Origin of the sequence: Ciceribacter sichuanensis (genome assembly GCF_024055605.1) — a bacterium.
Classification (GTDB): Bacteria; Pseudomonadota; Alphaproteobacteria; order Rhizobiales; family Rhizobiaceae; genus Allorhizobium; species Allorhizobium sichuanense.
This window is the reverse complement of sequence record NZ_JAMXLX010000005.1, coordinates 392,822-416,081: the sequence shown is the minus strand read 5'-3', so window position 1 is coordinate 416,081 and position 23,260 is coordinate 392,822. Positions and strand designations below refer to the sequence as shown.

Below are 23,260 nucleotides of genomic sequence, written 5' to 3'. Positions count from 1 at the left end.
TCGCCCACTGAACATCGCTCAATTCATATCGACTGGCTGCCATCCAGAGACCTCCGTGATCAAAACACGGTGTCCTATGAATCAGGCTTCAAGCGATTTGGGAATCCTGAATGTCGATTGGGCCTAGCGCATCGGCCCGAAAATCGGAATCGATTTTCGGAAAGCTCGATGCGTAGATTCAAGATGTTAGAGCGTCCTTTGTGCGTCCAAATGGACGCACTAGTCAGCGCCTTAACAATAAGCCTGTGTGAAAGGGAAGTGCGATCCACGGAGCCGATGGAGAGTTACGATCCTGGGTGCCTACAAACGTAGGTGGGCGCCATATGACCAAGCCCACGGGCCGGGTCAGGGACAGCTCCCTTTGGATCGGGTATGGCCCCAGGGATTGTGTGTTCCTGTCGAGAGCCGCAGACCGCAACTTCAATATAGGATGAAACGACGGCGTCCGCCAGAGCCTCCCGGCAGCATATCCGGAAATTTCAAACCGGACGACTTACGTTCCCACCGAAGGGCGCGCGGTGAGCTTGCGGGTTATGCCGTTCAGCCGTTCGGTGAGTTCACCGACCACCTGGGTCAGCATCTCCTCTCGCTGGCGTGCACCCGTCATCGCAGCATCCTGACCGGAGCGGAAGGTCGCGACCTCGCCTTCGAGCGCAGCAATACGACGGTTGAGTTCGGACAGTTCGTCCATGATCATGATACCGGCCATGACAGTCACCCGGAGATCCCCGATCTCGCCGAACTGCGTCTTCAGATGATTGACATAACGGTCGAACTGGGTGGCAAGGTCGATCAGATGATCTTCCTGCCCCTCGTCGCAGGCCATGCGATAGGCTTTGCCGTCGATCGTTACAGTCACCTGTGCCATCAGTCTTCCCAAATGGCGCTCTGGCGCCGGCTTTGTATTTCAATGAATTCAGGCAGGCGGGCCTACCTGTCGAGAACCGCCCGAATGGTTTCCATGGCTGTCACCAGCCGACGCGAAACCTCGCGATTGACCTCTTCCAGCCGGTTGGCCCGGAATTCGGACTGATCCAGCTCCTGGGCAAGCCGCGCGCGGTCGGCATGCACCCGCTTGACCTCGCTGGCGACCTCGCTGTTGTCCCTCTGCGCCTCGATACGCATGTCGATGGCGTTCTCAAGACCGGAGATCGCCTGCCGAAGGGCGCCGAGCGCTATGTCGAACGAATTTTCCGTCGGCATTCCCTGAAGCCCCTGCTTTCCAGAAAAGGTGACCCGAATCGCCATCAAAGACACGCTGAATTGAAGGCGGACAGTATGCGGCGGGATTGCCACCCGTCAATAAAGAGCCCTCATGGCAACACGGCCTATCTTGTGGACGAACGGGACATAGCCATCTCTTCGCAGCCATCGATGAGCCGATATAGTGCAGCGCATAGAAAAGAGGCAGAAACGTGTTTTTTGCCACGTTAAACGCCAGAATACCGGGCATTTGTTGACTTGCGCGATTCACCTGCTAAGGATCAGCCGCTTTCAAACGACCGCGTGGATGCGCGGGCCGTTTCCCAAGACCCGGAACAAGCGGAACAGCCATGATTTCTCCCGACAAACATAACCGGATGGCAAATGCGATCCGATTCCTTGCCATGGACGCAGTGGAAAAGGCCAATTCCGGACATCCCGGCATGCCCATGGGATGTGCCGATGTCGCGACCGTGCTCTTCACCCGCTTTCTGAGCTTTGACCCCAAGAACCCGCTGTGGCCCGACCGCGACCGTTTCGTCCTGTCGGCCGGCCATGGCTCGATGCTCCTCTACGCGCTGCTCTATCTGACCGGCTACGAGGACATGACCATCGAGGACATCAAGCAGTTCCGCCAGATGGGCGCCAAGACCGCCGGCCATCCGGAATACGGCCACGCTACCGGTATTGAGACAACGACCGGCCCGCTCGGCCAGGGCATTGCCAATGCCGTCGGCATGGCGATAGCCGAAAAGAAGCTGTCCACCGAATTCGGCCCCGACCTGCAGAGCCACCACACCTATGCGCTGGTCGGCGACGGCTGCCTGATGGAAGGCATCAGCCAGGAAGCGATTTCGCTTGCCGGCCACCTGAAGCTCAACAAGCTGATCGTGCTCTGGGACAACAACGGCATCTCGATCGACGGTGCGATTTCGCTCGCCGATTCGACCGACCAGCACGCCCGCTTCCGCGCCTCCGGCTGGAACACGCTCGCCGTTGACGGCCACAATCCGGAAGAGATCGCCGCAGCGCTCGAAACCGCCCGCAAGTCCGACAAGCCGACCATGATCGCCTGCAAGACGGTGATCGGTTTCGGCGCCCCGAACAAGGCCGGCACCCACAAGGTTCACGGCTCGCCGCTCGGCGCCGAGGAAATCGCTGCCGCCCGCAAGGCGCTCGGCTGGGAAGAGGAACCCTTCGTCGTTCCTGCTGACGTGCTCGACGCATGGCGCCTCGCCGGCCTGCGCTCCACCAAGACCCGCAAGGACTGGGAAGAGCGTCTGGCAAGCTCGGACGCAGAAAAGCGCGCCGAGTTTACCCGCCGCTTTGCCGGCGACCTGCCGGGCAGCTTCGACGGCGCCATCGACGCCTACAAGAAGAAGCTCGCTGAAACCAAACCGACCGTCGCGACCCGCAAGGCTTCCGAGGATGCGCTTGAAGTCATCAACGGCGTGCTGACCGAAACCGTCGGCGGCTCGGCCGACCTGACCGGCTCGAACAACACCAAGACCAGCCAGACCAAGTCGATCACCCCTGACGACTTCTCCGGCCGCTACATCCACTACGGCATCCGCGAACACGGCATGGCCGCTGCCATGAACGGCATCGCGCTGCATGGCGGCCTGATCCCTTATTCCGGCGGCTTCCTGATCTTCTCGGACTATTGCCGTCCGTCGATCCGCCTTGCCGCACTGATGGGCATCCGCGTCATCCACGTCCTGACCCATGATTCCATCGGTCTTGGCGAAGACGGCCCGACCCATCAGCCGGTCGAACAGATGGCAGCATTGCGCGCCATCCCGAACCTCCTGATGTTCCGTCCGGCCGACGCCACTGAGACGGCGGAATGCTGGCAGGTGGCTCTTGAGAACAAGCACCGTCCGTCCGGCCTCGCTCTGACCCGTCAGAACCTCATCGCAGCCCGTACCGAATACGAAGAAAAGAACCTCAGCGCCTACGGCGCCTACGAACTGGTTTCCGCCAGCGACGCCAAGGTCTCGATCTTCGCTTCCGGTTCGGAAGTCGAGATAGCGCTGAAGGCGCAGGCAGCCCTTGCCGCCAAGGGCGTTCCGGCACGTGTCGTTTCGGTGCCGTGTTTCGAGTTGTTCTTCGAGCAGCCGGAAGCCTATCGCAAGGCGATCATCGGCAACGCACCGGTCAAGATCGGCGTCGAAGCCGCCATCCGCCAGGGCTGGGATAGCATCATCGGTTCCGATGGCATCTTCATCGGCATGAAGTCCTTCGGCGCATCCGGCCCCTACAAGGAACTCTACCAGCATTTCGGCATCACCCCGGAGGCGGTCGTTACCGCAGCCGAGGCAAAGCTCGCCTAAAGTTCCAATTGACTAAGGGCGCTCAAGGGCGCCCTTACGCATCATAATCCGAAGCTCTTTTCAAAAGCGGGAGTCTACGCAATGACTGTGAAAGTTGCCATCAACGGTTTCGGCCGCATCGGCCGTAACGTACTGCGCGCCATCGTCGAGTCGGGTCGTACCGACATCGAAGTCGTGGCCATCAACGACCTCGGCCCGGTCGAAACCAACGCCCATCTGCTGCGCTACGATTCCATCCACGGCAAGTTCCCGGCCGATGTGAAGGTCGATGGCGACACCATCACCGTTGCCGGCGGCAAGCCGATCAAGGTCACGGCGATTAAGGATCCGGCAACCCTGCCCCATGGCGAACTCGGCGTTGACATCGCGCTGGAATGCACCGGCATCTTCACCGCCCGCGACAAGGCCGCCGCTCACCTGACCGCCGGCGCCAAGCGCGTCATCGTCTCGGCTCCGGCCGATGGCGCCGACCTGACCGTCGTCTTCGGCGTCAACCACGACCAGCTGACCAAGGACCACCTGGTCATCTCCAACGCATCCTGCACCACGAACTGCCTGGTTCCGGTGGTCAAGGTTCTGGACGACGCAGTCGGCATCGACCACGGCTTCATGACCACGATCCACTCCTACACCGGCGACCAGCCGACGCTGGACACGATGCACAAGGACCTGTACCGCGCTCGCGCTGCGGCTCTCTCGATGATCCCGACCTCGACCGGCGCTGCCAAGGCCGTTGGCCTCGTGCTGCCACACCTCAAGGGCAAGCTCGACGGCACCTCGATCCGCGTTCCGACCCCGAACGTCTCGGTTGTCGACTTCAAGTTCGTCGCCAAGAAGAACACCACGAAGGAAGAAATCAACGAAGCCATCAAGGCTGCCTCCAATGGCGCCCTGAAGGGCATCCTCGGCTACACCGAAGAGCCGCTGGTCTCGCGCGACTTCAACCACGATAGCCACTCCTCGATCTTCGCGATCGACCAGACCAAGGTTCTCGAAGGCAACTTCGTCCGCGTCCTGAGCTGGTACGACAACGAGTGGGGCTTCTCGAACCGCATGGCCGACACCTCGGTTGCCTTCGCCAAGTTCATCTGAACCGGCGACCATATCGCATCATGAAAAGGGCGGATCGGATCACCGATCCGCCTTTATGTTTTTCAGATTTCGCCCTACTCTCATCATGATTGAAGATGATAACTTGGTTCTCGTCTTCTGGCAGTTCTGCCTGATCGTCCCATTGCACCGTTGTCGTGCCCGTCACGACTGCGAAACGTTGCTGCGACTACTGTCCGGCGGCGCGCACGGGACTATTGTGTGCACTGCAGGGACTTGGCGTTGCATGTAAGAGGGGATTGCGGGGTTGGACGAATTCTATGCCATAACGCTGGTGGCAACCGCTCTTGTCCTGCTGGCCGCCTTTTCCAGTCTGATCGCCTTCCGCTTCGGCGCTCCGCTCCTCCTGCTCTTCCTCGTGATCGGCCTGCTGACAGGCACCGACGGTCTGGGCATCCAGTTTTCCAACAACAGTCTTGCCTACGTGCTGGGCTCGATCGCGCTTGCGATCATTCTCTTCGATTCCGGCTTCGGAACGTCGCTGCAATCCTTCAAACTTTCGGCCATGCCGTCATTGACGCTCGCAACGGTCGGCGTTCTTTTGACGGCCACGTTGTTCGGTCTTGTTGCCCAGCTTTTGCTGGGTTTCTCTTTCATGGAAGGCATGCTGCTCGGCTCTATCGTCGCCTCGACGGACGCGGCCGCGGTGTTCTTCCTGCTGCGCATCGGCGGTATCAACATCCGCGACAAGGTCCGCTCCACGCTGGAAGTCGAATCCGGCACCAACGACCCCATGGCGATCTTCCTCACCATGGCGCTGGTGCAATTGCTCTCCACCGGCAAGGGAGCTTCCGGCTTCGATCTCGAACTGGCCAGGCTATTCATCGAGCAGATGGGATTGGGCCTTGCACTCGGACTGATTGGCGGCGCCATCATCGTTTTCGTCTTGAGGCGCCTCAAGGTGGAACGGGGGCTTGCCCCGATCTTCATGCTTGCGCTCGCCCTGCTGGTCTTCTCCTATACCGGTGCCGTCGGCGGCAGCGGCTTTCTCGCCGTTTATGTCGCGGGCATCTATGCCGGCAGCCAGAAGATCCCCGCACGCGCCTCGATCGCTCGTTTTCAGGACGGGCTGACATGGCTTGCACAGATCGTCATGTTCCTCGTGCTCGGCCTGCTCGCCAGCCCATCGCAGTTTCCGGCGATCCTGCTGCCGGCCGTGCTGCTCGGCCTCTTTCTGGTGTTCGTGGCGCGCCCTCTGGCGGTCTGGATCTGCCTGCTTCCTTATGACTACACACAAAGAGAAACCGGCTTCATCGCCTGGGTCGGTCTGCGCGGCGCAGTCTCGATCTTGCTCGCCATTCTGCCCATTCTCGGCAATCTTGAGGACGGCCAACTCTATTTCAACACGGCTTTCATCGTGGTGATGATCTCGCTGTTGCTACAGGGTTGGACCATCAAGCCCGTCGCCCGCAAGCTCGGCCTCATCGTCCCCAAGCGCCTCGGCGCCATCGACAAACTGGAACTAGACCTGCCGGGTGCCGCCAACCACGAGTTGCTGGCCTACCGTGTGGTGGCCGACAGCCCGGTGCTGCGCGGCGAGCGCATCCCCCGCTGGGCCTCCCCCTCCCTCGTCATCCGCGACGGCAAGTCCATGCGCTACCAGTATGCCGGTCGCCTGCGCGAAAACGATCAGGTCTATCTCTTCATCGCCCCCGGTTATTCCAAGCTGCTGGACCGCCTGTTCGCCAGCAAGGCTCCTGTGGCGGAGGATGACAGCGAGTTCTTCGGCACCTTCGCAATTTCGCCCACAACCCGCGTCGAGGATCTCGATCAGGCCTATGGTCCCCTGCTGATCAATGCAGCCGAACGCCAGAAGACCGTCGCCGAACTCATCGCGCAGCGACTCGGCGGCAGCGGCGAATATGCCGACCGTGTGCGCCTCGGAACCATCGTTCTGATCGTGCGCGACCTCGACGAATCGGGACATATTGCCTCGGTCGGCGTTTCGCTGGAGCCGGTGGCTCCCGCCACCAACCTGCCTATCTTCTTGAATATCCGTGAACTGGCACACGCTCTCCGCGACTATCTTCGCAAGAAACGCGCGGAGCGGGCCATTGCGGCGCAGGGCGAAAATAATAACTGATCGCCTTGCGTCGTTTGGCGAGCGATGTAAATGTCCGGCCCGTCAGCCCAGTTAACAGCAAAACGACGGGTATCATCATGCCGGCTTTCAAGACTCTCGACGATCTCACCGATATCGCGGGCAAGCGCGTTCTTGTCCGTGTCGACCTCAACGTTCCCGTCACCGACGGCAAGGTCAGTGACACCACCCGCATCGAGCGCGTTGCTCCGACGATCAAGGAACTGTCGAAGAAAGGCGCCAAGGTCATCCTGCTCGCCCATTTCGGCCGCCCGAAAGGTGAACCCGTCGCCGACCAATCCCTCTCGCTGATCGCTCCCGCAGTGGAAGAAGTGCTCGACCAGAAGGTCACCTTTGCCGCCGACTGCATCGGGCCGGTCGCAGCGGACGCCATCGCAAAGATGGAAAACGGCGACATCCTGCTTCTGGAAAACACCCGCTTCCACAAGGGCGAGGAAAAGAACACGCCGGAGTTCACAGCCGAACTGGCAAAGAATGGCGATATCTTCGTCAACGACGCTTTCTCGGCCGCCCACCGCGCCCACGCCTCCACCGAGGGCCTTGCCCACCACATGCCAGCCTTTGCCGGCCGCACCATGCAGGCCGAACTCGAGGCGCTTGAAAAGGGCCTCGGCAATCCGGCCCGCCCCGTCGTCGCCATCGTCGGCGGCGCCAAGGTGTCCACCAAGATCGACCTCCTCTCCAACCTCGTGAAGAAGGTCGACGCGCTGGTGATCGGCGGCGGCATGGCCAACACCTTCCTCGCCGCGCAGGGCATCGATGTCGGCAAGTCGCTCTGCGAACATGACCTCGCAGAGACCGCCAGAGAGATCCTCGCCACGGCCAAGGAAGCTGGCTGCGCCATCGTCCTGCCGGAAGACGGCGTCGTCGCCCGCGAATTCAAGGCAGGCGCGGCCAACGAGACGGTCGACATCAAGGCCATCCCGTCCGATGCCATGGTGCTCGATGTCGGTCCGAAGTCCGTTGAAGCCATCAACGCATGGATCTCCAAGGCTTCCACGCTGGTCTGGAACGGCCCGCTCGGCGCCTTCGAAATCAGCCCCTTCGATGCGGCGACGGTTTCGGCCGCGAAGCATGCCGCCGAAGAGACCCGCGCCGGCAAGCTCGTCTCCGTTGCAGGCGGCGGTGACACGGTTTCGGCGCTCAATCACGCAGGCGTGGCCGACGATTTCAGCTACGTCTCGACGGCAGGCGGCGCCTTCCTCGAATGGATGGAAGGCAAGGAACTGCCCGGCGTGGCGGTTCTCTCCGTCTCCAAATAAGCGCAGGATCGAAGGCGGCAGATTTTTGAATCTGCCGCCGTTAACTTTAAGTATTTTTTATTGAATTTTAAAACGATTGAAGTGATTTCAATCGTTTCAGTAGGTTAGGCTGCCATTTTCCTGTCGTGGAAGTTCTGTTATCGCCGGAGTCATCTTGGTTTTGAGAGACTGAGAATGACTGGATGTCTCGAAGATATCATCCGGTGATTGATCAATCCGGCATTGCCGATTGGTCGTGAAATCACAGAACTTACGTGAGCGCGTGACGCGCCATTTTTAGGGATAGGAGTGAAGTATGGTGGACGCGAAGATGTTGAACAAGATCAGCTCGGCGCCGGGTTTCATTGCGGCGCTGGATCAGAGCGGCGGTTCAACACCCGGAGCTTTGCGTCTCTACGGCGTTTCCGAATCCGACTACCAGGGTGACGAGGAAATGTTCCGCCTGGTGCATGCCATGCGCGTCCGCATCATGAGCGCGCCCGCCTTTTCAGGCGACAAGGTCATCGGCGCCATTCTGTTCGAGCGGACCATGGACGGCGACGTCGACGGTCAGGACGTTCCCTCCTATCTCTGGGAAAAGCGCGGCGTTGTACCCTTCCTCAAGATCGACAAGGGCCTCGCAGCTGAAGAAAACGGCGTTCAGGTGATGAAGCCGATGCCCGATCTGGACGCTCTCCTGATCCGCGGCCGCGAAAAGGGAATTTTCGGCACCAAGATGCGCTCGGTAATCGCTCATGCCGACAAGGCAGGGATCGCCGCCGTCGTCAAGCAGCAGTTCGAGGTGGCACGTCAGATCATCGGTCAGGGCCTAGTGCCGATCGTCGAGCCTGAAGTCTCCATCAAGAGCCCGACCAAGGTTGAGGCCGAAGCCATTCTTCGCGACGAGATCGCCGGACAGCTCGACAAGCTTCCGGCAGGCGAAGCCGTGATGCTGAAGCTGACGATCCCGACGGTCGCCGATTTCTACGCTCCTCTCGTTGCGCACAAGTCGGTCGTCCGCGTCGTCGCCCTTTCCGGCGGCTACAGCACTGTCGAAGCCTGCGAAAAACTCAGCCATAACCACGGCATGATCGCGAGCTTCTCGCGTGCCCTGGCAGAGAACCTGCGCGTCTCAATGAGCGACGCAGAGTTCAACGCGAGCCTGGCCGGAACGATCGATCAGATCTACGCCGCAAGCGTGAACAAGGCCTGATCGGCATCTTTTACGACGATCTTCAAAGCCCTGCCGCGAGGCGGGGTTTTTTCGTTCTGGCATGGCAGCGCTTGCCTTCCCGGATCGGGAAACTATATTCGGTGCAGCGGAGGACGACCTCTCCCCATAATGGGCATCTCGCCGGGACGACCCGACATACCCTTTGCGGGAGACTAAAATGCGCTCGACCGGCGACAGAATCCGCCACGCCATCAGCTTCGAACTCATCGCCCTCGGCATCATCACGCCACTCGGCGCCTGGGTCTATTCCCTGCCGTTACAGGAAATCGGTGTTATCAGCGTCGCCAGCGCTACCATCGCGATGCTGTGGAACTACGTCTACAACATCGGCTTCGACCATGCGATGCAGCAGCTGGCCGGCACCACAGCCAAGAACATCGCGGTCCGCATTCTGCATGCGGCCCTGTTCGAAGCGGGCCTGCTCATCGTCCTTGCTCCCCTCATCGCCTGGTACCTCGATGTCGGCTTCTGGCATGCCGTAGTGATGGACGTTTCCTTCTCGCTCTTTTACATGGTCTATGCCTTTGCCTTCAATTGGGCCTACGACCGGGTCTTCCCGATCCCGGAATGGCAGTACCGAAGCCAGGCCGCGGGCTAAGAGATTCAACAAGCGGCAGCTGAAAACGGAGAGATCATGCGTTCCATCCCCTTCGTCACCGTCGATGTCTTCACCGACACGCGCTTTTCCGGCAATCCGCTGGCGGTCGTGCCGGATGCGCGCGACCTGACCGAAGTGGAAATGCAGCAGATCGCCACCGAGTTCGGCTATTCCGAAAGCACCTTCGTGCTACCGCCGCGCGATGAAGCCAACACGGCCGAAGTGAGGATCTTCACGCCGACCATGGAGATCCCCTTCGCCGGTCATCCGAATGTCGGCACGGCCTTCGTGCTCGGCCAGCAGGGAGAAGTTTTCGGCAGGCCCACCGGCAGCGTCATGCGTTTCGAGGAGAAAGCAGGCCTCGTCGAGATTGCCCTGACGAAGGCCGGCGAAACGGTGATCGGCGCCACCATCCGTGCGCCGGGACCTCTTGTCGTGGGTTCCGCCGTCGAGGCTGCGGCGCTTGCCCCATGCGTATCGCTGCAGGCAGACGATATTGCCACCACCAGCCACCGGCCGAGTTTCGTCTCGGTCGGCCTGAAATTCATCATCGCCGAGATCGCAAGCCTCGATGCGCTTGGTCGCGCAGGGCCAAACATCGATGCCGTCAGAAAGCTGAAGCACGCCTTTCCGCATGAGAGAAGCGATTGCTCCACCTTCCTTTATACCCATGTCGGCGAGGACCACATCCGCGCCCGGATGTTCGCGCCTCTGGACAATGTGCCGGAAGATCCGGCGACCGGCAGCGCCTCGGCCGCACTCGGCGCCTATCTCGCCTTCCTGTCAAAGGCCTCAGGCCACCGGCACCTGCTCATCGAACAAGGTGTGGAAATGGGACGTCGTAGCCTGATCCACCTCGATATCGAAAGCCGCGAAGGCGTCATGGAACACGTCCGCGTCACCGGCGGCTGTGTCGAGGTCATGCGCGGCTCGATTTCGATCTGAGCCGTTCAGGGGCGGATAAGCAGCGTGACCGTCCAGATCGCGAAGGCAAGCACCGCGATCTTCCAGAAATCCTTGCGCAGGCGCAGGCCCGGAAGCCCGAGCGGCTTGATGACCTGAATCACCATGGCGAGCATCAGCAGGATAGCGATGAGCTTGGTCATGATATCAGGCAACCTTTCGTGGTGCCGATTCCGGCACGGCCACAACGACGACACTTTTGCCCGCCAGAAATTTCTCCGGCAAGCACTATATCGTTCAGATATCGCTAGGGACCTTGCACTAGACTGCAACGTTAGAGACCTTCCTTCAGACCAGAAGCATAACCGACCGACAGAGACGCCATGCGACGAAATCTCCTGCCTGTCATGGCCCTTCTCATGGGCACCCTCTTCCTCTTCCTCGGCAATGGCCTGCACGGCCTGCTGCTGCCCGTGCGCGGAGCGGAAGAAGGTTATTCGAACGAAATTCTCGGCTTCCTCGGAACCTCCTGGGCCACCGGCTTCGTACTTGGCTGCTTCATCGCGCCGAAGCTTGTCATGCGGGTCGGCCACATCAGGGCGTTCTCCGCCTTCGTCTCGCTGATTTCGCTGATCGCGCTGCTGACCGGCATCGTCGTGGACGATTACTGGTGGGTGGCCCTGCGCGCGGTCACCGGCTTCTGCACGGCCGGTACGTCGATGATCATCGAAAGCTGGCTGAACGAACGCGCCACCAACGAGACGCGCGGAACGATCTTCTCCTTCTACATTTCCATCACGCTGATCGGCGTTGTCGGTGGCCAGATGCTGGTCGGCGTCTTCGATCCATCGACCACCATTCTGTTCATGATCTGCGGCATGCTCTATTGTGTGGCCGTGCTGCCGACCACCATTTCGACGGCAGCGACCCCGCAGCCGCTCAAGTCAATCAAGCTCGATCTGCCGACCCTCTACCGCAATTCGCCGGTCTCCTTCGTCGGTATTCTGCTGATCGGTATCGCCAATGGCGCCTACGGTACACTGGGTGCCGTGTTCGGCGCCCGGGCAGGCCTGTCCCCGAGCGCCATCGCGGCCATGCTGTCGATCACCATTTTTCTTGGCGCGGTCATGCAGTTTCCCTCCGGCAAGGCATCCGACCGGACCGACCGTCGCTACGTGCTCGCGGCCCTGTCCGGCATGGCAGCGCTGGCCGCCCTCGTGCTTGTCGTCTTCCAGCCTGCCGACCCGATCATGATGATTGTCTTTGTGGCGCTCTACGGTGCGGCAGCGAACTCGCTCTATCCCATCGCCGTGGCACACGCCAACGACTTCGCCTCCACCGATGACTTCGTGAAGGTTTCCGGCGGCTTGCTCCTGCTCTACGGCATCGGCACCATCATCGGCCCGACCATCGGCGGCCCGGTGATGACGCAGCTCGGCCCTTACGCCCTGTTTGCGGTAACGGCCGTCGCCCATGTCCTGCTCACCGCCTATGCGATCCACCGCAGCCGCCTGAGAGCGCCGGTTCCGGTTGCCGATCGCGAGAACGTACCCAATATTCCGGTCACGGTTTCGCCGATGAGCACGCCGGAAAGCCTGACGCTCGATCCGCGCGCCGCCCCGTTGCAGGAGTCTGAAGAGACCGGTGGCAACCCACCGCCGAAGGAGGCAAACGCATGACATTCGATGAGGAACGCCCGAAGAAATCCGTCACCCACGAGATCGGAAGCGACCTCTCCTCCATATCCGCGGAGGAACTGCGCGCCCGAATCGCAGTCCTGCGCGAGGAGATCGCCCGCATCGAGGCGGAAATCGCCCGCAAGGACGACAGCAAGCGTGCGGCAGACAGTTTCTTTCGCCCCAAAGTATAATTTTCCGGCTTTTACCTCACTTCTGTTCCAGGACGGGAAATTTCAAAGTTTCAGCTTGAAATTAACCTTTGATTAATCATTTTGCGCGATTGTATTCCCATCCGGATCTTCTGGATTCAGGCCATTTCTCCACATGGCGAATTCGTCTGATTTTTCTCCCTGTTTTACCTTGAGAGCCGCACTTGCGGCTCTTCTTTTCCGTGCCGTCCCATTTACGCAAAATTGTGGGAATTAACCCTTCTTTAAGAAACGGCTTGCGGGTTTGCGGTAATAATAGCATCTTAGCGTCATGAAAGACGGCGGCGACAAAGTAAGTCTTACCTCCGTTCATGATAAAAAAGTGATGCGTAAATCAGGGGTGAATCGATGTCTGAACTCGGATTGAATACCGTGAGCTTTGCGGGCCGTGCCGCCGCATCGTCGCAGTTCAAGGCGACTTATGCCGAGGGCATGGGACTGGTCGAAGAAACCGCTGCCTACCTCGACGGCTCCGGCCGCGCAGCCGCAAAGGTTCTGCCGCGCATGGCCTCCGTCCTCTACGCAGCCGAATCCATGCGCCTTACCACCCGCCTGATGCAGATGGCTTCCTGGCTCCTGCTCCAGCGCGCCGTCAACAACGGTGAAATGAGCCGCGATCAGGTTCTCTCGGAAAAGAGCAAGGTGCGCCTCGACGGCTTCAACGTCGATCGCAACGCGCCGGGCTGGAACGACCTGCCGGAAGCCTTCCGCGATCTGGTCGAGCGCTCGCTCCGTTTGCAGAACCGCATCGCGCTGCTCGACCGCGAAATCTATCGCCCGTCGGATGCTCCGATCGTGCCTGACAATGAAAACAGCGTCCAGGCTCAGCTCAACCTGCTGCGCACCGCTTTCAACAGCAACTGACGCCGATACTCATCCACCGCAGCAAATGCTTGCCCGGCCATGCCAAGCGCATCGCCGGGCTTTTCTTTGCCCACACGCCAACCAAGAACCTCTCAGTGTCAAATTGCAGGCACAAAAAAAGCCCGGACAAACCGGGCTTTTCGAAACATGCGATCGAAGTGTCGATCAGAGGCCGAGGCCGCCGAAACGCTTGTTGAACTTCGAGAGACGGCCGCCGCGGTCCATGAGCTGCTGGTTGCCGCCGGTCCAGGCCGGATGGGACTTCGGATCGATTTCGAGATTCATGACAGCGCCTTCCGAACCCCAGGTCGAACGGGTTTCGTATTCGGTGCCATCGGTCATGACCACTTTGATGGTGTGGTAGTCGGGATGGATGTCAGCCTTCATAACTTTCTTCCTGCTGTGCCGGAGGTCCATTTGACGCAATTGCGCCGTGCGGTCCTATTCAATAAATGAAGCCGCAGTCCGATTAGGCCACGGCTTCCCAATTCGATGCGGTGCCTATACATGAAGGGCGCGAGGATAACAAGAGCCATGGCGCGAAAGCGCTCTCGCGCGCGTTGGAGAAGAGTGAAGTGTCAGCAATAGACGAAACCGCACCAAAGAAGCGCCGCTCCCTGCAGCCCCTGTCGCGCCTCCTGCCCTATCTTTCCCGCTACCGTTCGCTGGTCGTAGGCGCGCTTTTCTTCCTGTGCCTCGCCGCCGCAACCACGCTGGCGCTGCCGCTCGCCGTTCGCCGCATGGTCGACCACGGCTTCGAGTCGGCCGACAGCGGCTTCATCAACAACTATTTCGGCATGCTGATCATCATGGCCATCGTTCTCGCGGTGGCAAGCGGCATGCGCTACTACTACGTCATCACGATCGGCGAGCGCATCGTCTCGGATCTGCGTCGGGAAGTCTTCGCCCATGTGGCAACGCTCTCCCCCTCCTTCTTCGACGTCAACCAGTCCGGCGAAATCGTCTCGCGCCTGACGGCAGACACCACTCAGATCAAGTCAGCCGTCGGCGCCACCGCCTCGCAGGCGCTGCGCAACTCCATCCTCTGTCTGGGCGCGATGGGCATGATGATCTACACGAGCCCCCGGCTCTCCGTACTTGTGCTCATCGCGATCCCCATCATCGTCTTTCCGCTGGTCGCATTCGGCCGCTCGGTGCGCAAGCGCTCCCGCGAGGCGCAGGACCGGCTGGCCAGCACATCCGCCTTCGCGTCGGAAACCATAGCCGCAGCCCGCACGGTTCAGGCGTTCAACGCCGAGGAAACCGCCACCAGACGCTACGACCTGGCCGTCGAGGAGGCCTATGAAGCCGCCCGTTCCGCCATCAAGTCGCGCGCGCTACTGACCGGCATCGCCATCTCGCTCGTCTTCGGTAGCGTCGTCGCCGTTCTCTGGTTCGGCGCGCAAAGCGTTCTCGCAGGAACTCTCTCTGCCGGCACGCTCGGCCAGTTCCTGCTCTATTCCGTGATCGCCGCGGGCTCGATGGGCACGCTCTCGGAAATCTGGGGCGAACTCTCTCAGGCCTCCGGTGCCGCCGAGCGCCTGACCGAACTGTTGCAGGAACGCCCCGCCATTACGGCTCCCGCCAATCCACTCGCTCTGCCCCAGCCGCCACTCGGACAGGTCGCGTTCGAGGATGTCCACTTCGCCTATCCCTCGCACCCCGGAAAATCCGCTCTCAAGGGCCTCTCCTTCAAGGTGGATGCAGGGGAGACGGTCGCCATTGTCGGCCCCTCCGGCGCGGGCAAGAGCACGGTCTTCTCGCTGCTTCTGCGCTTCTACGATCCGGCACGCGGCGCTGTCCGTCTCGATGGCCTCGACCTTCGCGACGTCAACCCTCACGCCTTGCGCGATCGCATGGCCATGGTGCCACAGGACGTGACCATCTTCGCCACCTCGATCCACGAGAACATCGCATTCGGCTCGCCGCATGCGACCCGCGAAATGGTGGAGGCAGCAGCAGAGGCGGCCCAGGCAAGCGAGTTCATCAAGCGGCTGGAGCGTGGCTTCGACACGGAAGTCGGCGAACGCGGTATCACGCTTTCCGGCGGCCAGCGCCAGCGAATAGCCATCGCCCGCGCCCTGCTGCGCGACGCCCCTGTCCTTCTTCTCGACGAGGCGACATCGGCACTGGATGCAGAGAGCGAGACCCTTGTGCAGAAAGCACTCGACGGGCTGATGCGTGACCGCACCACCATCGTCATCGCCCACCGCCTTGCAACCATCCTCAAGGCCGACCGCATTCTGGTTCTGGATGACGGACGGATCGTCGAGGAAGGCACCCATCAGAGCCTGATCCAGCACGGCGGCCTCTACGCCAAGCTCGCTCGCCTGCAGTTCGAAAACGGCGCGGCGGAATTCTCCGCCGCAGCCAAGTAGGATAGCATCTCAGGCGCCGACCGAACGGCCGGCGACTCGCCCCGAGAACAGGCAACCACCGAGGAACGTGCCTTCCAGCGCGTTGTAACCGTGCACGCCGCCACCGCCAAAGCCTGACACCTCGCCTGCGGCATACAGCCCTGGCACAGGCCTGTTGGTCGCGTCGAGCACGCGGGCCGAGAGATCCGTGTGCAGTCCGCCCAGCGTCTTGCGCGTCAGAATGTGGAGACGCACGCCGATCAGCGGCCCGGCGCTGGAGGCGAGCAACCGGTGCGGCTTGGCTGTCCGCATCAGCCGGTCGCCGAGGAAGCGGCGGGCGCCACGAATGGCCGTTATCTGTGCATCCTTGCCGAAAGCGTTATTCACCTGCCGGTCGCGCGCCTCGATCTGCGCCCGGATATGATGAATGCCGAGCCGGTGTTCGCCGCTGAGTTCGTTCATCCCGGCAACCAGATCCTCGAGCGTATCGCGCACGACGAAATCCTCGCCCTTGTCCATGAAGGCCTGCACCGGCCCGGGCGGGTTACGGCCGAGGCGCTTGAGCAGAAGCCGGATGTTTTTTCCCGTCAGGTCCGGGTTCTGTTCCGAACCGGACAGGGCGAATTCACGCTTGATGATCGCCTTGTTGAGGATGAACCAGCTGTATTCGTCTCCCCGCGCCCGGATCGCCTTCAGCGTCGCCAGCGTATCGAAGCCGGGCATGGCAGGCGCATCGAAACGGTTGCCGTCTGCATCGCACCAGAAGGACGAGGGACCCGGCAGGATACGGATGCCATGGTTAGGCCAGATCGGATCGAAGTTGCGAAGACCTTCGGTGTAATGCCACATGCGGTCGCCATTGATGACATCGCCGCCCGCAGCCTGTGTGATGGCGATCATCCGTCCATCGACATATTGCGGAACGCCTGCCACCATGAATTTCGGCGCAGGGCCAAGGCGCTCGACCGGCCAGTTCTTGCGCACCAGATCGTGGTTGCCACCAATGCCACCGGAAGCGACGATGACCGCCCCGGCAGCGATCTCGAATTCGCTCTCGGGAAACCGTGAGGTCGCAGCGCCCCGCGGGGCCGTGTCGGCGGCAAGCACGGTGCCACGAGCGCCGGTGACCGCACCGTTGGTGACGACCAGTTGGTCCACCTGATGCCGGAACCGGAAGGACAGGAGCCCCTTCCCTTCGGCCTCCCGTACGCGGCGAATGAATGGCGCAAGAACAGCAGGCCCCGTTCCCCAGGTGATATGAAAGCGCGGAACCGAATTGCCGTGCCCGTCCGCGCGCGATCCGCCACGTTCCGCCCAGCCGACCACCGGAAACCAGCGCATGCCCTGCTGATGCAACCAAGAGCGTTTTTCCCCCGCGGCAAAGTCCAGATAGGCATCAGCCCAGTGGCGGGGCCAGTAGTCTTCGGGACGATCGAAACCGGCAGAGCCCAGCCAGTCCTGTCGTGCCAGATCGATGGTGTCACGGATGCCCATCCGCCGCTGTTCGGGACTGTCGATGAAAAATAGGCCGCCGAGCGACCAGAAGGCCTGGCCGCCAAGGTTCTGCTCTCCCTCCTGGTCGATCACGCAGACCCTGAGGCCGCGATCCGCCGCCTCAGCCGCCGCGACGAGGCCGGAAAGGCCGGCTCCGACCACCAGTATATCACAGTCCATCAGCGCAATCCTCCCCGATCGCTTCCGTGACCTTACCCTTACGGGCACGTAAAGATTTGCACAACCTGCGAACTTTGGGGGAATTGGTTTTGAAACGAACAGATAACGAGGCACAACGGACTGCTTACGCCTGCCTCATTGTGCGGCGGGTCTATTTCAGGAGTATGTCGCTAGCTGCCGCGCGATCTTGCGCCGCAGGCTATTCAACGCTCGGTGAGCTTGAGTTCGATGCGACGGTTCTGCGCGCGGGCCTCGGGGCTGTCGCCTTCGGCAATGGGTTGGTATTCGCCAAAGCCGGCCGCAACCAACCGGTTGGAGGGCACACCCTTGGAGATCAGATATTTGACCACCGAGATCGCACGTGCCGCCGAAAGCTCCCAGTTGTCGGCATAACGGCCAGCCCCGGTGAGCGGCACATTATCTGTATGCCCATCGACGCGCAGCACCCAATTGATCTCCGGCGGGATCTCGCGGGCAAGATCGAGCAGCGCGGCAGCAAGCTTGTCCATCTCCCCTGCGCCCGCGGGATTGAGCTCGTTGCTGCCCGAAGGAAACAGCACTTCCGACTGGAAAACGAACCGGTCGCCGACGATACGGATGTTCTCGCGATCAGACAGGATTTCACGCAGCCGGCCAAAGAAGTCGGAACGATAACGGTTGAGTTCCTGCACCCGCTGCGCAAGGGCGACGTTCAGGCGACGGCCGAGATCGGCGATCTTGGCCTGCGAGTTCTGGTCCCGCGCCTCCGATGCCTGCAAGGCTTCCTCGACGGCGGCGATCTGTGCCCGGAGTGCGGCGATCTGCTGGTTCAACAGCTCGATCTGGCTCATGGCCCGTTCACTGACCTGCTTTTCCTGCAGAAGGTCTTGCGTGAGACGGCCAACCTTCTGGTTGGCGACATCCGATGCTCCCGCACCGCTATCAAGCAACTGCTGCAGGCGCGTCCGCTCGCTTTCCGAAGCGGATAGGGAGGTTTGCAGCGAAGCGAGCGTGTCTTCCAGATCCTGCTTGCCGCTCTTTTCAAGAGCCAGCAGCTGTGTGAGTTCGGCAATCTGGCTGTTCAGCCGGTTCAGTACCTCGTCGCGGCCGGAGATTTCCCGGCTGAGGATAAACTGAGCGACCACGAAAACCGTGAGCAGGAACATGATCGCCAGAAGCAGCGTCGATAGCGCGTCGACGAAGCCCGGCCAGTAATCGACGCCCCGTTCGCGGCGGCGGTTGCGGGCGAGCGCCATGTTACTTGCCCCCGCCGATCTTCTCGTTCAGCTTGTCCAGCGTCTTGCGCATGGCGCGGGACTCGTCCTGCTGCGCCTCGATCCAGTCGCGCAGCATCTGCTGCTCGTTGCGCATGTTCTTGACCAGCCCCTGTATGCCTTCGGCAAGGCCCGCGATGGCCGTTAGCGACTTGTCGCCATCTGCAATGCCCTCCCGGTCAGCAATCTTCGCCAGTTGGTCGACAAGACGCGAAAGTTCTTCCGATTGCAGCCCGCTGCCGTTGGCGAAGGAAGCCACCCGATCGGAATCGACATCCGTCATGGATGACAGCCAGTTTTCCAGTTCGGTATAGAACCGGTTCTGCGCGCGACCGGCCTGCAGGTCGAGAAAACCGAGAATGAGTGAACCGGAGAGACCGAGCAGCGAGGACGAGAACGCCGTGCCCATGCCGGAAAGCGGCGCGGTAAGGCCGCTCTTCAGCGATTGAAGCACATCGTTGCTATCACCGGAGCCGGACGGGTCGAGCGACTGGATCACGGTCGTGATCGAGCCGATGGTGCCAAGCAGGCCCCAGAACGTGCCGAGCAGGCCGAGAAAGACGAGAAGACCGATCAGGTAGCGCGATGTGTCGCGCGACTCATCAAGACGCGTGGCGATCGAATCGAGAATGGAGCGCAGCGCTGTGGTGGAAATCGCCACCGACCGGCGACGACCGATAAGGGCGCGCATGGGGGCGAGCAGCCGCGGCTCGCGCCCGACCTTCTCCATGCCGCCGGCAGCGCGAAATGAATTGAACCAGCGTACCTCCGGCCGAAGCGCCAGCACATGCGTGAAGACGAGAATGATACCCACCGCCAGAACGCCGAGAATGAGGCTGTTCAGGCCGGGATTGGTAACGAAGGCCGCATGAGCCTGCCGGTATAGAATGGCGGCGATAAACCCGACGATGATCAGGAAGATCACCATGGTGCTGAAAAACGGCATCGGGCTGGACAGCTTGTGACCGTCGTCCCCTCCCCCGGTCTCCGCCGCCTCCAGGTCCGCCAGCTTCACTTTCGCCATGTCTTCCTCAGCCTCCGGGAATCTCGCACTGCGAAGCTAGCGGAAGATTGAGACGAATTGAAGCCGCGGAAACTGCGAAGGAACAGATCAGTTCTTCGGCACCGGACGGGCGATAACTTCAATCAGTTCCTTGCGGATGTATTCGTTGCCGGCGACCACGGTGCCGGTGTCGAACATCTCGGTACCACCATGCATGTCGCTGACGAAGCCACCGGCTTCTCGGATCATCAGAAGGCCGGCAGCCATGTCCCAGGGCGAAAGGCCGGCTTCCCAGAAGCCGTCGAGACGGCCGGCAGCGACATAGGCGAGGTCGAGCGCCGCGGCACCCATGCGGCGGACGCCGGCCACTTCGCCCATCACATGACGAAGCTCGACGAGGAACTTGCCATGCGAACCGCGGCCGAGATGCGGAATGCCACAACCGACGACACTGTCGGACAGAACCTTGCGGGCGGCCACGCGAATACGACGATCGTTGAGGAATGCGCCGCCACCCTTTTCAGAGGTGTAGAGTTCGTCGGTCGCCGGATTGAAGATGACGCCGGCGACGATCTCGCCATTGCGCTCGAGCGCGATGGAAACGGCGAACTGCGGAATGCCGTGCAGGAAGTTGGTGGTGCCATCCAGCGGATCGACGATCCAGCGGTGAGCGCCATCGGTACCCTTGATCTCTTCGCTTTCCTCGCCGAGGAAACCATAGGTCGGGCGAGCCTTCAGCAGCTCGTCGCGAACCAGCTTTTCAGCCTTGAGGTCGGCCTGTGAAACGAAGTCGCTCGGGCCCTTAACGGAGACCTGCAGGTTCTGTACTTCACCGAAGTCGCGCGACAGGGATTTGCCCGCCTTCAGGGCAGCCTGAACCATGACATTGAGAAGAGCAGAACGAGCCATTGAACGATATCCTTGAAAAGCGATGTGGCGCCGGATGACGGCGGCAGAAGCGCGCGATTGCTCGCGGCGGCAGTTGGCCGGTTCAAGACCACAAATGCGGCCGAAATTCAAGGGGCTTGGGCTAAACCGACGCCAAGAACCGCGTCACGCCATCGCCTGCAGCCGCTCCGCGACCAGACCGGCAACTACGGCAAGGACTGTGGCGACGAGAATATGCATCGCGAAATTCCGTCGGCCGAAGGCAAAGGCATAGACCGCCTTCGCCACCATGTTGGTCACCACGGCAACGCCGACTGCCCGTCCCGCCGTCACTATATCGAGGGATGGCAGCATGCCCGCGACTGTCACGGCAACCGCATCCACGTCGGCAAGAGCCGAAATCGCCGATGCAGCCATGAGGCCGGCACTGCCGAAATACGCGGTTGCCGCCCTGGCGATAAAGGCAACGATCGTGAGCAGCGCCGCCATCTTGGCGACGGCCAGCAACTCGAACGGGTTGCCGAGGGGTCGCTCACCGGAAGCGCTCTGCTGTCGGCGGGCGAGAAATATCGCGTAGCCGGCCATGACGACGGTCGCAAGCAAGAGCGGAACGAGGAGGTACGGCAGCAAGCTTACGGCGAGCGCACCGATAAGAAAGACCGTGCGCAGGAGCGACACGGCGCCCGCTGCAACCGCGCCGGCAGCCAGCGAGACGACATCCGAAGTATCTGCGCCCTCTGGTTCCCGGCTCCGCCTTGCGAATTCGACCGTGGCTCCCGTCGACGAGACGAGACCGCCGATCGCCCCGCCGATCAGGTCGCCGAGCGATGCGCCGAGCATGCGGACCGTAATGTAGCCAACGAATGAGATCGAGGCGAGCATGATCGCCAGCAGCACGACGCTGCGCGGCACGACACCCCCATAGGGTCCGACCGGAGTGGTAGGCAGGATGGGCAGAAGCACGAAAGTCATCGTCAGCAGGATGATCGCCGAGCGCAATTCGATCCATTTAAGCTTTCGGATGGCGCTGTGTAGAAACTCGCGGCTGGCCAGGATCGCGACCAGCGACACACCGCCGGCAGATGCTAGCACCATGTCGCCGGTGACCGCGAGCGCCCCGAGCCCGAATGTGAGGATGGCGGCAATGACCGATGTCACGCTGTAGGATTGCTCGGCAATGGCCTGACGCAGTTCGAAAATCGCCATGACAATGGCAACGACGATCAGAAAACCGACGATGACGAAACCGGTATAGGCGGTCCCGACGGTCAGGCTGCGCTCCAGCAATCCGGCGACACCGCCCGTCATGCCGATCATGGTGAAGGTGCGGATACCCGCGGCTCGGGCGCCTTCCGGTTCGTCACGCTCTCGCCAGTGCCGTTCGACGCCGACAGCGGCCCCTATGGCAACCGCCAGCCCCAGCCGCTCGAAGAGCTCGACATTGTCCAAACCTGCCTCCCCAGTTCCATTGGAGACTGACTATCCACGACGGAACTTGTTCGCCGCGTCGATCGCCTTCTTCTGCTCCTCGTCCGTCAGGCCGAGATAGAAGTCCTCAAGCGCCGGATCCTTGAGGCCCGCGCGCCGGGAAAGGACATACCACTTCGCCGCCTCGATTGGATCGGGCTTCGTGCCGAGCGCATTGATATAGAGGTGCGAAAGCCTGTTCTGCGCCACGGCGTTCCCGCGCCTGGCCGAGATTGCAAGCCAGCGGAAGCCTCGCTCGTAATCGCGCGGACCGCCGATGCCATTGACCAGCCAGATGCCCATATCCAACTGGGCGGTATCGAAACCGGCCCTTGCCGCGCGGCCCAGCCAGTCACGCGCCTTCGCCTTCTTTTCCTGCGGCAGGTCTTTCAGCACGCTGTAGATCTGCGCGACCGCATACTGCGCATCGGCGACGCCCTGCTCGGCCGCCTTCTCGTAATAGGGAAGAGCGAGCGTCAGGCCTTTCACGCCGGGATTGTCCGAAACCAGAATCTGCGCCCAATTGAACTGCGCCGAGCTGTTGCCGGCATCAGCCGCCTTGCGCATGTATTCGTCGGCCTTGGCCTTGTCGTGGGGGACGTCCTTGCCCTCCATCAGCAGCAGGGCATATTTGAACATTGCCGGAGGGTCGCCGCCCTGCGCCGCCTGGCCATACCAGAAGGCAGCGCCCTTGGTGTCCTTCTTCACGCCAAGCCCGCGCCCCATCAATTCGGCCAGCAGTGTCTGTGCCGCTGGATCGCCGAGCTGCGCGCGCGGCAAGGCCTTGTCGACAGCCGTCGTGAACAGTCCGCGCTGATAGGCCCCGTAAGCCTCATCGACGGTGCCCTTGAAATCCTTTTCCGCCGGCGCGTCCGGCAGCGGCGCGCCCATGCGGGCAAAAATGTTGAGCCCCTGCGGATCGTCTTCGGCTTCGGCCTTGCCGTCCGCATCGCCTTTACCCTTCTCCGGCTCAGGCGACGGCCGGGGACCGCGATCGAGCGAACCGGTGTCGGACGGCGTCAACGGCCGCATCACCGGCTGGTCAGCAGCCTGCTGCGCCGAAACGACGGACGGCATGCAGACGGTGCCTGCGGCGAGCATGGCGAGAAGAGCTGGAAAACGAAGAAGACGAGTGCGCATATT

General features: G+C 61.4%; 21 protein-coding genes and 1 other RNA gene. 11 read left to right on the top strand and 11 right to left on the bottom strand.

From position 1 onward, the window contains the following. Positions 1 to 258 precede the first annotated feature (258 nt). The 3 genes from ssrS to NBH21_RS17365 form a co-directional block, all read right to left on the bottom strand. A non-coding RNA gene (gene ssrS, locus NBH21_RS17375) (6S RNA) lies at positions 259 to 417 on the bottom strand. Between the two features lie 76 nt (positions 418 to 493). Next, entirely contained in the window at positions 494 to 868 is a 375-nt protein-coding gene (locus NBH21_RS17370) for a cell division protein ZapA (RefSeq protein ID WP_250915487.1), read from the bottom strand. A gap of 62 nt (positions 869 to 930) precedes the next feature. Beyond that, positions 931 to 1,203 carry a DUF4164 domain-containing protein gene (locus tag NBH21_RS17365; protein ID WP_163900726.1) on the bottom strand — a complete coding sequence of 91 codons (273 nt, stop codon included), beginning with the start codon at positions 1,201 to 1,203 and terminating at the stop codon, positions 931 to 933. Positions 1,204 to 1,553: 350 nt separating this feature from the next. Here NBH21_RS17365 and tkt point away from each other — a divergent pair, with 350 nt between their 5' ends. From tkt to NBH21_RS17330, 7 genes are all read left to right on the top strand, one after another. Then, entirely contained in the window at positions 1,554 to 3,536 is a 1,983-nt protein-coding gene (tkt, locus tag NBH21_RS17360) for a transketolase (RefSeq protein WP_250915486.1), read from the top strand. A gap of 81 nt (positions 3,537 to 3,617) precedes the next feature. Further along, positions 3,618 to 4,628: a type I glyceraldehyde-3-phosphate dehydrogenase gene (gene gap / locus NBH21_RS17355; RefSeq protein WP_099058763.1), complete on the top strand. Its 1,011-nt coding sequence runs from the start codon at positions 3,618 to 3,620 to the stop codon at positions 4,626 to 4,628. A gap of 265 nt (positions 4,629 to 4,893) precedes the next feature. Continuing rightward, positions 4,894 to 6,729: a potassium/proton antiporter gene (locus NBH21_RS17350; RefSeq protein ID WP_250915485.1), complete on the top strand. Its 1,836-nt coding sequence runs from the start codon at positions 4,894 to 4,896 to the stop codon at positions 6,727 to 6,729. A 77-nt stretch (positions 6,730 to 6,806) separates the two neighbouring features. Further along, positions 6,807 to 8,009 (top strand): phosphoglycerate kinase, encoded by a 1,203-nt coding sequence (locus tag NBH21_RS17345; RefSeq protein WP_250915484.1) that lies wholly within the window; start codon positions 6,807 to 6,809, stop codon positions 8,007 to 8,009. Between the two features lie 295 nt (positions 8,010 to 8,304). Further along, the gene (locus NBH21_RS17340; protein WP_250915483.1) at positions 8,305 to 9,201 is read left to right on the top strand and encodes a fructose bisphosphate aldolase; all 897 of its coding nucleotides are present in this window, start codon (positions 8,305 to 8,307) and stop codon (positions 9,199 to 9,201) included. 178 nt (positions 9,202 to 9,379) lie between these two features. Then, positions 9,380 to 9,820 carry a PACE efflux transporter gene (locus tag NBH21_RS17335; RefSeq protein ID WP_250915482.1) on the top strand — a complete coding sequence of 147 codons (441 nt, stop codon included), beginning with the start codon at positions 9,380 to 9,382 and terminating at the stop codon, positions 9,818 to 9,820. A gap of 36 nt (positions 9,821 to 9,856) precedes the next feature. Beyond that, entirely contained in the window at positions 9,857 to 10,765 is a 909-nt protein-coding gene (locus tag NBH21_RS17330; protein WP_250915481.1) for a PhzF family phenazine biosynthesis protein, read from the top strand. Between the two features lie 5 nt (positions 10,766 to 10,770). On the opposite strand, the gene NBH21_RS17325 is transcribed toward NBH21_RS17330, so the two are convergent. Then, positions 10,771 to 10,926, bottom strand: a complete 156-nt coding sequence (locus tag NBH21_RS17325) for a hypothetical protein (RefSeq protein ID WP_250915480.1) — start codon at positions 10,924 to 10,926, stop codon at positions 10,771 to 10,773. 180 nt (positions 10,927 to 11,106) lie between these two features. Between NBH21_RS17325 and NBH21_RS17320 the strand changes: the two genes are divergently transcribed. From NBH21_RS17320 to rcdA, 3 genes are all read left to right on the top strand, one after another. Further along, positions 11,107 to 12,402: an MFS transporter gene (locus NBH21_RS17320; RefSeq protein WP_250915479.1), complete on the top strand. Its 1,296-nt coding sequence runs from the start codon at positions 11,107 to 11,109 to the stop codon at positions 12,400 to 12,402. Then, complete coding sequence (locus tag NBH21_RS17315; RefSeq protein WP_250915478.1) at positions 12,399 to 12,593, top strand: DUF1192 domain-containing protein; 195 nt, start codon at positions 12,399 to 12,401, stop codon at positions 12,591 to 12,593. Before NBH21_RS17320 ends, NBH21_RS17315 begins: the two co-directional genes overlap by 4 nt. Positions 12,594 to 12,959: 366 nt before the next feature. Next, a complete protein-coding gene (rcdA, locus tag NBH21_RS17310; protein WP_250915477.1) occupies positions 12,960 to 13,475 on the top strand; it encodes a protease adaptor protein RcdA in 516 nt (171 codons plus the stop codon). Positions 13,476 to 13,640: 165 nt separating this feature from the next. On the opposite strand, the gene rpmE is transcribed toward rcdA, so the two are convergent. After that, complete coding sequence (rpmE, locus tag NBH21_RS17305) at positions 13,641 to 13,862, bottom strand: 50S ribosomal protein L31 (RefSeq protein ID WP_099058772.1); 222 nt, start codon at positions 13,860 to 13,862, stop codon at positions 13,641 to 13,643. A gap of 188 nt (positions 13,863 to 14,050) precedes the next feature. Between rpmE and NBH21_RS17300 the strand changes: the two genes are divergently transcribed. Then, on the top strand, positions 14,051 to 15,853 hold the full coding sequence (locus tag NBH21_RS17300) for an ABC transporter transmembrane domain-containing protein (protein ID WP_250915476.1): 1,803 nt from the start codon (positions 14,051 to 14,053) through the stop codon (positions 15,851 to 15,853). Positions 15,854 to 15,862: 9 nt separating this feature from the next. On the opposite strand, the gene NBH21_RS17295 is transcribed toward NBH21_RS17300, so the two are convergent. From NBH21_RS17295 to NBH21_RS17270, 6 genes are all read right to left on the bottom strand, one after another. Continuing rightward, positions 15,863 to 17,506 carry an FAD-binding dehydrogenase gene (locus NBH21_RS17295; protein WP_425340439.1) on the bottom strand — a complete coding sequence of 548 codons (1,644 nt, stop codon included), beginning with the start codon at positions 17,504 to 17,506 and terminating at the stop codon, positions 15,863 to 15,865. Between the two features lie 203 nt (positions 17,507 to 17,709). Beyond that, entirely contained in the window at positions 17,710 to 18,741 is a 1,032-nt protein-coding gene (locus NBH21_RS17290; RefSeq protein WP_250915475.1) for a peptidoglycan -binding protein, read from the bottom strand. 1 nt (position 18,742) lies between these two features. Next, positions 18,743 to 19,783: a flagellar motor protein MotA gene (locus NBH21_RS17285; RefSeq protein WP_250915474.1), complete on the bottom strand. Its 1,041-nt coding sequence runs from the start codon at positions 19,781 to 19,783 to the stop codon at positions 18,743 to 18,745. Positions 19,784 to 19,870: 87 nt separating this feature from the next. Further along, positions 19,871 to 20,671, bottom strand: coding sequence for an inositol monophosphatase family protein (locus NBH21_RS17280; protein WP_250915473.1), 801 nt, complete (start codon positions 20,669 to 20,671; stop codon positions 19,871 to 19,873). A gap of 144 nt (positions 20,672 to 20,815) precedes the next feature. Continuing rightward, positions 20,816 to 22,099: an MgtC/SapB family protein gene (locus NBH21_RS17275; RefSeq protein ID WP_250915472.1), complete on the bottom strand. Its 1,284-nt coding sequence runs from the start codon at positions 22,097 to 22,099 to the stop codon at positions 20,816 to 20,818. A 30-nt stretch (positions 22,100 to 22,129) separates the two neighbouring features. Then, positions 22,130 to 23,257 (bottom strand): tetratricopeptide repeat protein, encoded by a 1,128-nt coding sequence (locus NBH21_RS17270; protein WP_425340438.1) that lies wholly within the window; start codon positions 23,255 to 23,257, stop codon positions 22,130 to 22,132. Between the last annotated feature and the right edge of the window lie 3 nt (positions 23,258 to 23,260).

Excerpts from the sequence above, each read along its gene's own strand:
- NBH21_RS17335 (WP_250915482.1), top strand. The coding sequence starts at position 9,380 with ATGCGCTCGACCGGCGACAGAATCCGCCACGCCATCAGCTTCGAACTC.
- NBH21_RS17345 (WP_250915484.1), top strand. The coding sequence starts at position 6,807 with ATGCCGGCTTTCAAGACTCTCGACGATCTCACCGATATCGCGGGCAAG.
- NBH21_RS17325 (WP_250915480.1), bottom strand. The coding sequence starts at position 10,926 with ATGACCAAGCTCATCGCTATCCTGCTGATGCTCGCCATGGTGATTCAG.
- NBH21_RS17290 (WP_250915475.1), bottom strand. The coding sequence starts at position 18,741 with ATGGCGCTCGCCCGCAACCGCCGCCGCGAACGGGGCGTCGATTACTGG.
- tkt (WP_250915486.1), top strand. The coding sequence starts at position 1,554 with ATGATTTCTCCCGACAAACATAACCGGATGGCAAATGCGATCCGATTC.
- NBH21_RS17315 (WP_250915478.1), top strand. The coding sequence starts at position 12,399 with ATGACATTCGATGAGGAACGCCCGAAGAAATCCGTCACCCACGAGATC.
- NBH21_RS17285 (WP_250915474.1), bottom strand. The coding sequence starts at position 19,783 with ATGGCGAAAGTGAAGCTGGCGGACCTGGAGGCGGCGGAGACCGGGGGA.
- NBH21_RS17295 (WP_425340439.1), bottom strand. The coding sequence starts at position 17,506 with ATGGACTGTGATATACTGGTGGTCGGAGCCGGCCTTTCCGGCCTCGTC.
- NBH21_RS17330 (WP_250915481.1), top strand. The coding sequence starts at position 9,857 with ATGCGTTCCATCCCCTTCGTCACCGTCGATGTCTTCACCGACACGCGC.
- gap (WP_099058763.1), top strand. The coding sequence starts at position 3,618 with ATGACTGTGAAAGTTGCCATCAACGGTTTCGGCCGCATCGGCCGTAAC.
- NBH21_RS17280 (WP_250915473.1), bottom strand. The coding sequence starts at position 20,671 with ATGGCTCGTTCTGCTCTTCTCAATGTCATGGTTCAGGCTGCCCTGAAG.
- rcdA (WP_250915477.1), top strand. The coding sequence starts at position 12,960 with ATGTCTGAACTCGGATTGAATACCGTGAGCTTTGCGGGCCGTGCCGCC.
- NBH21_RS17320 (WP_250915479.1), top strand. The coding sequence starts at position 11,107 with ATGCGACGAAATCTCCTGCCTGTCATGGCCCTTCTCATGGGCACCCTC.
- NBH21_RS17270 (WP_425340438.1), bottom strand. The coding sequence starts at position 23,257 with ATGCGCACTCGTCTTCTTCGTTTTCCAGCTCTTCTCGCCATGCTCGCC.
- NBH21_RS17370 (WP_250915487.1), bottom strand. The coding sequence starts at position 868 with ATGGCACAGGTGACTGTAACGATCGACGGCAAAGCCTATCGCATGGCC.
- NBH21_RS17340 (WP_250915483.1), top strand. The coding sequence starts at position 8,305 with ATGGTGGACGCGAAGATGTTGAACAAGATCAGCTCGGCGCCGGGTTTC.
- NBH21_RS17365 (WP_163900726.1), bottom strand. The coding sequence starts at position 1,203 with ATGCCGACGGAAAATTCGTTCGACATAGCGCTCGGCGCCCTTCGGCAG.
- rpmE (WP_099058772.1), bottom strand. The coding sequence starts at position 13,862 with ATGAAGGCTGACATCCATCCCGACTACCACACCATCAAAGTGGTCATG.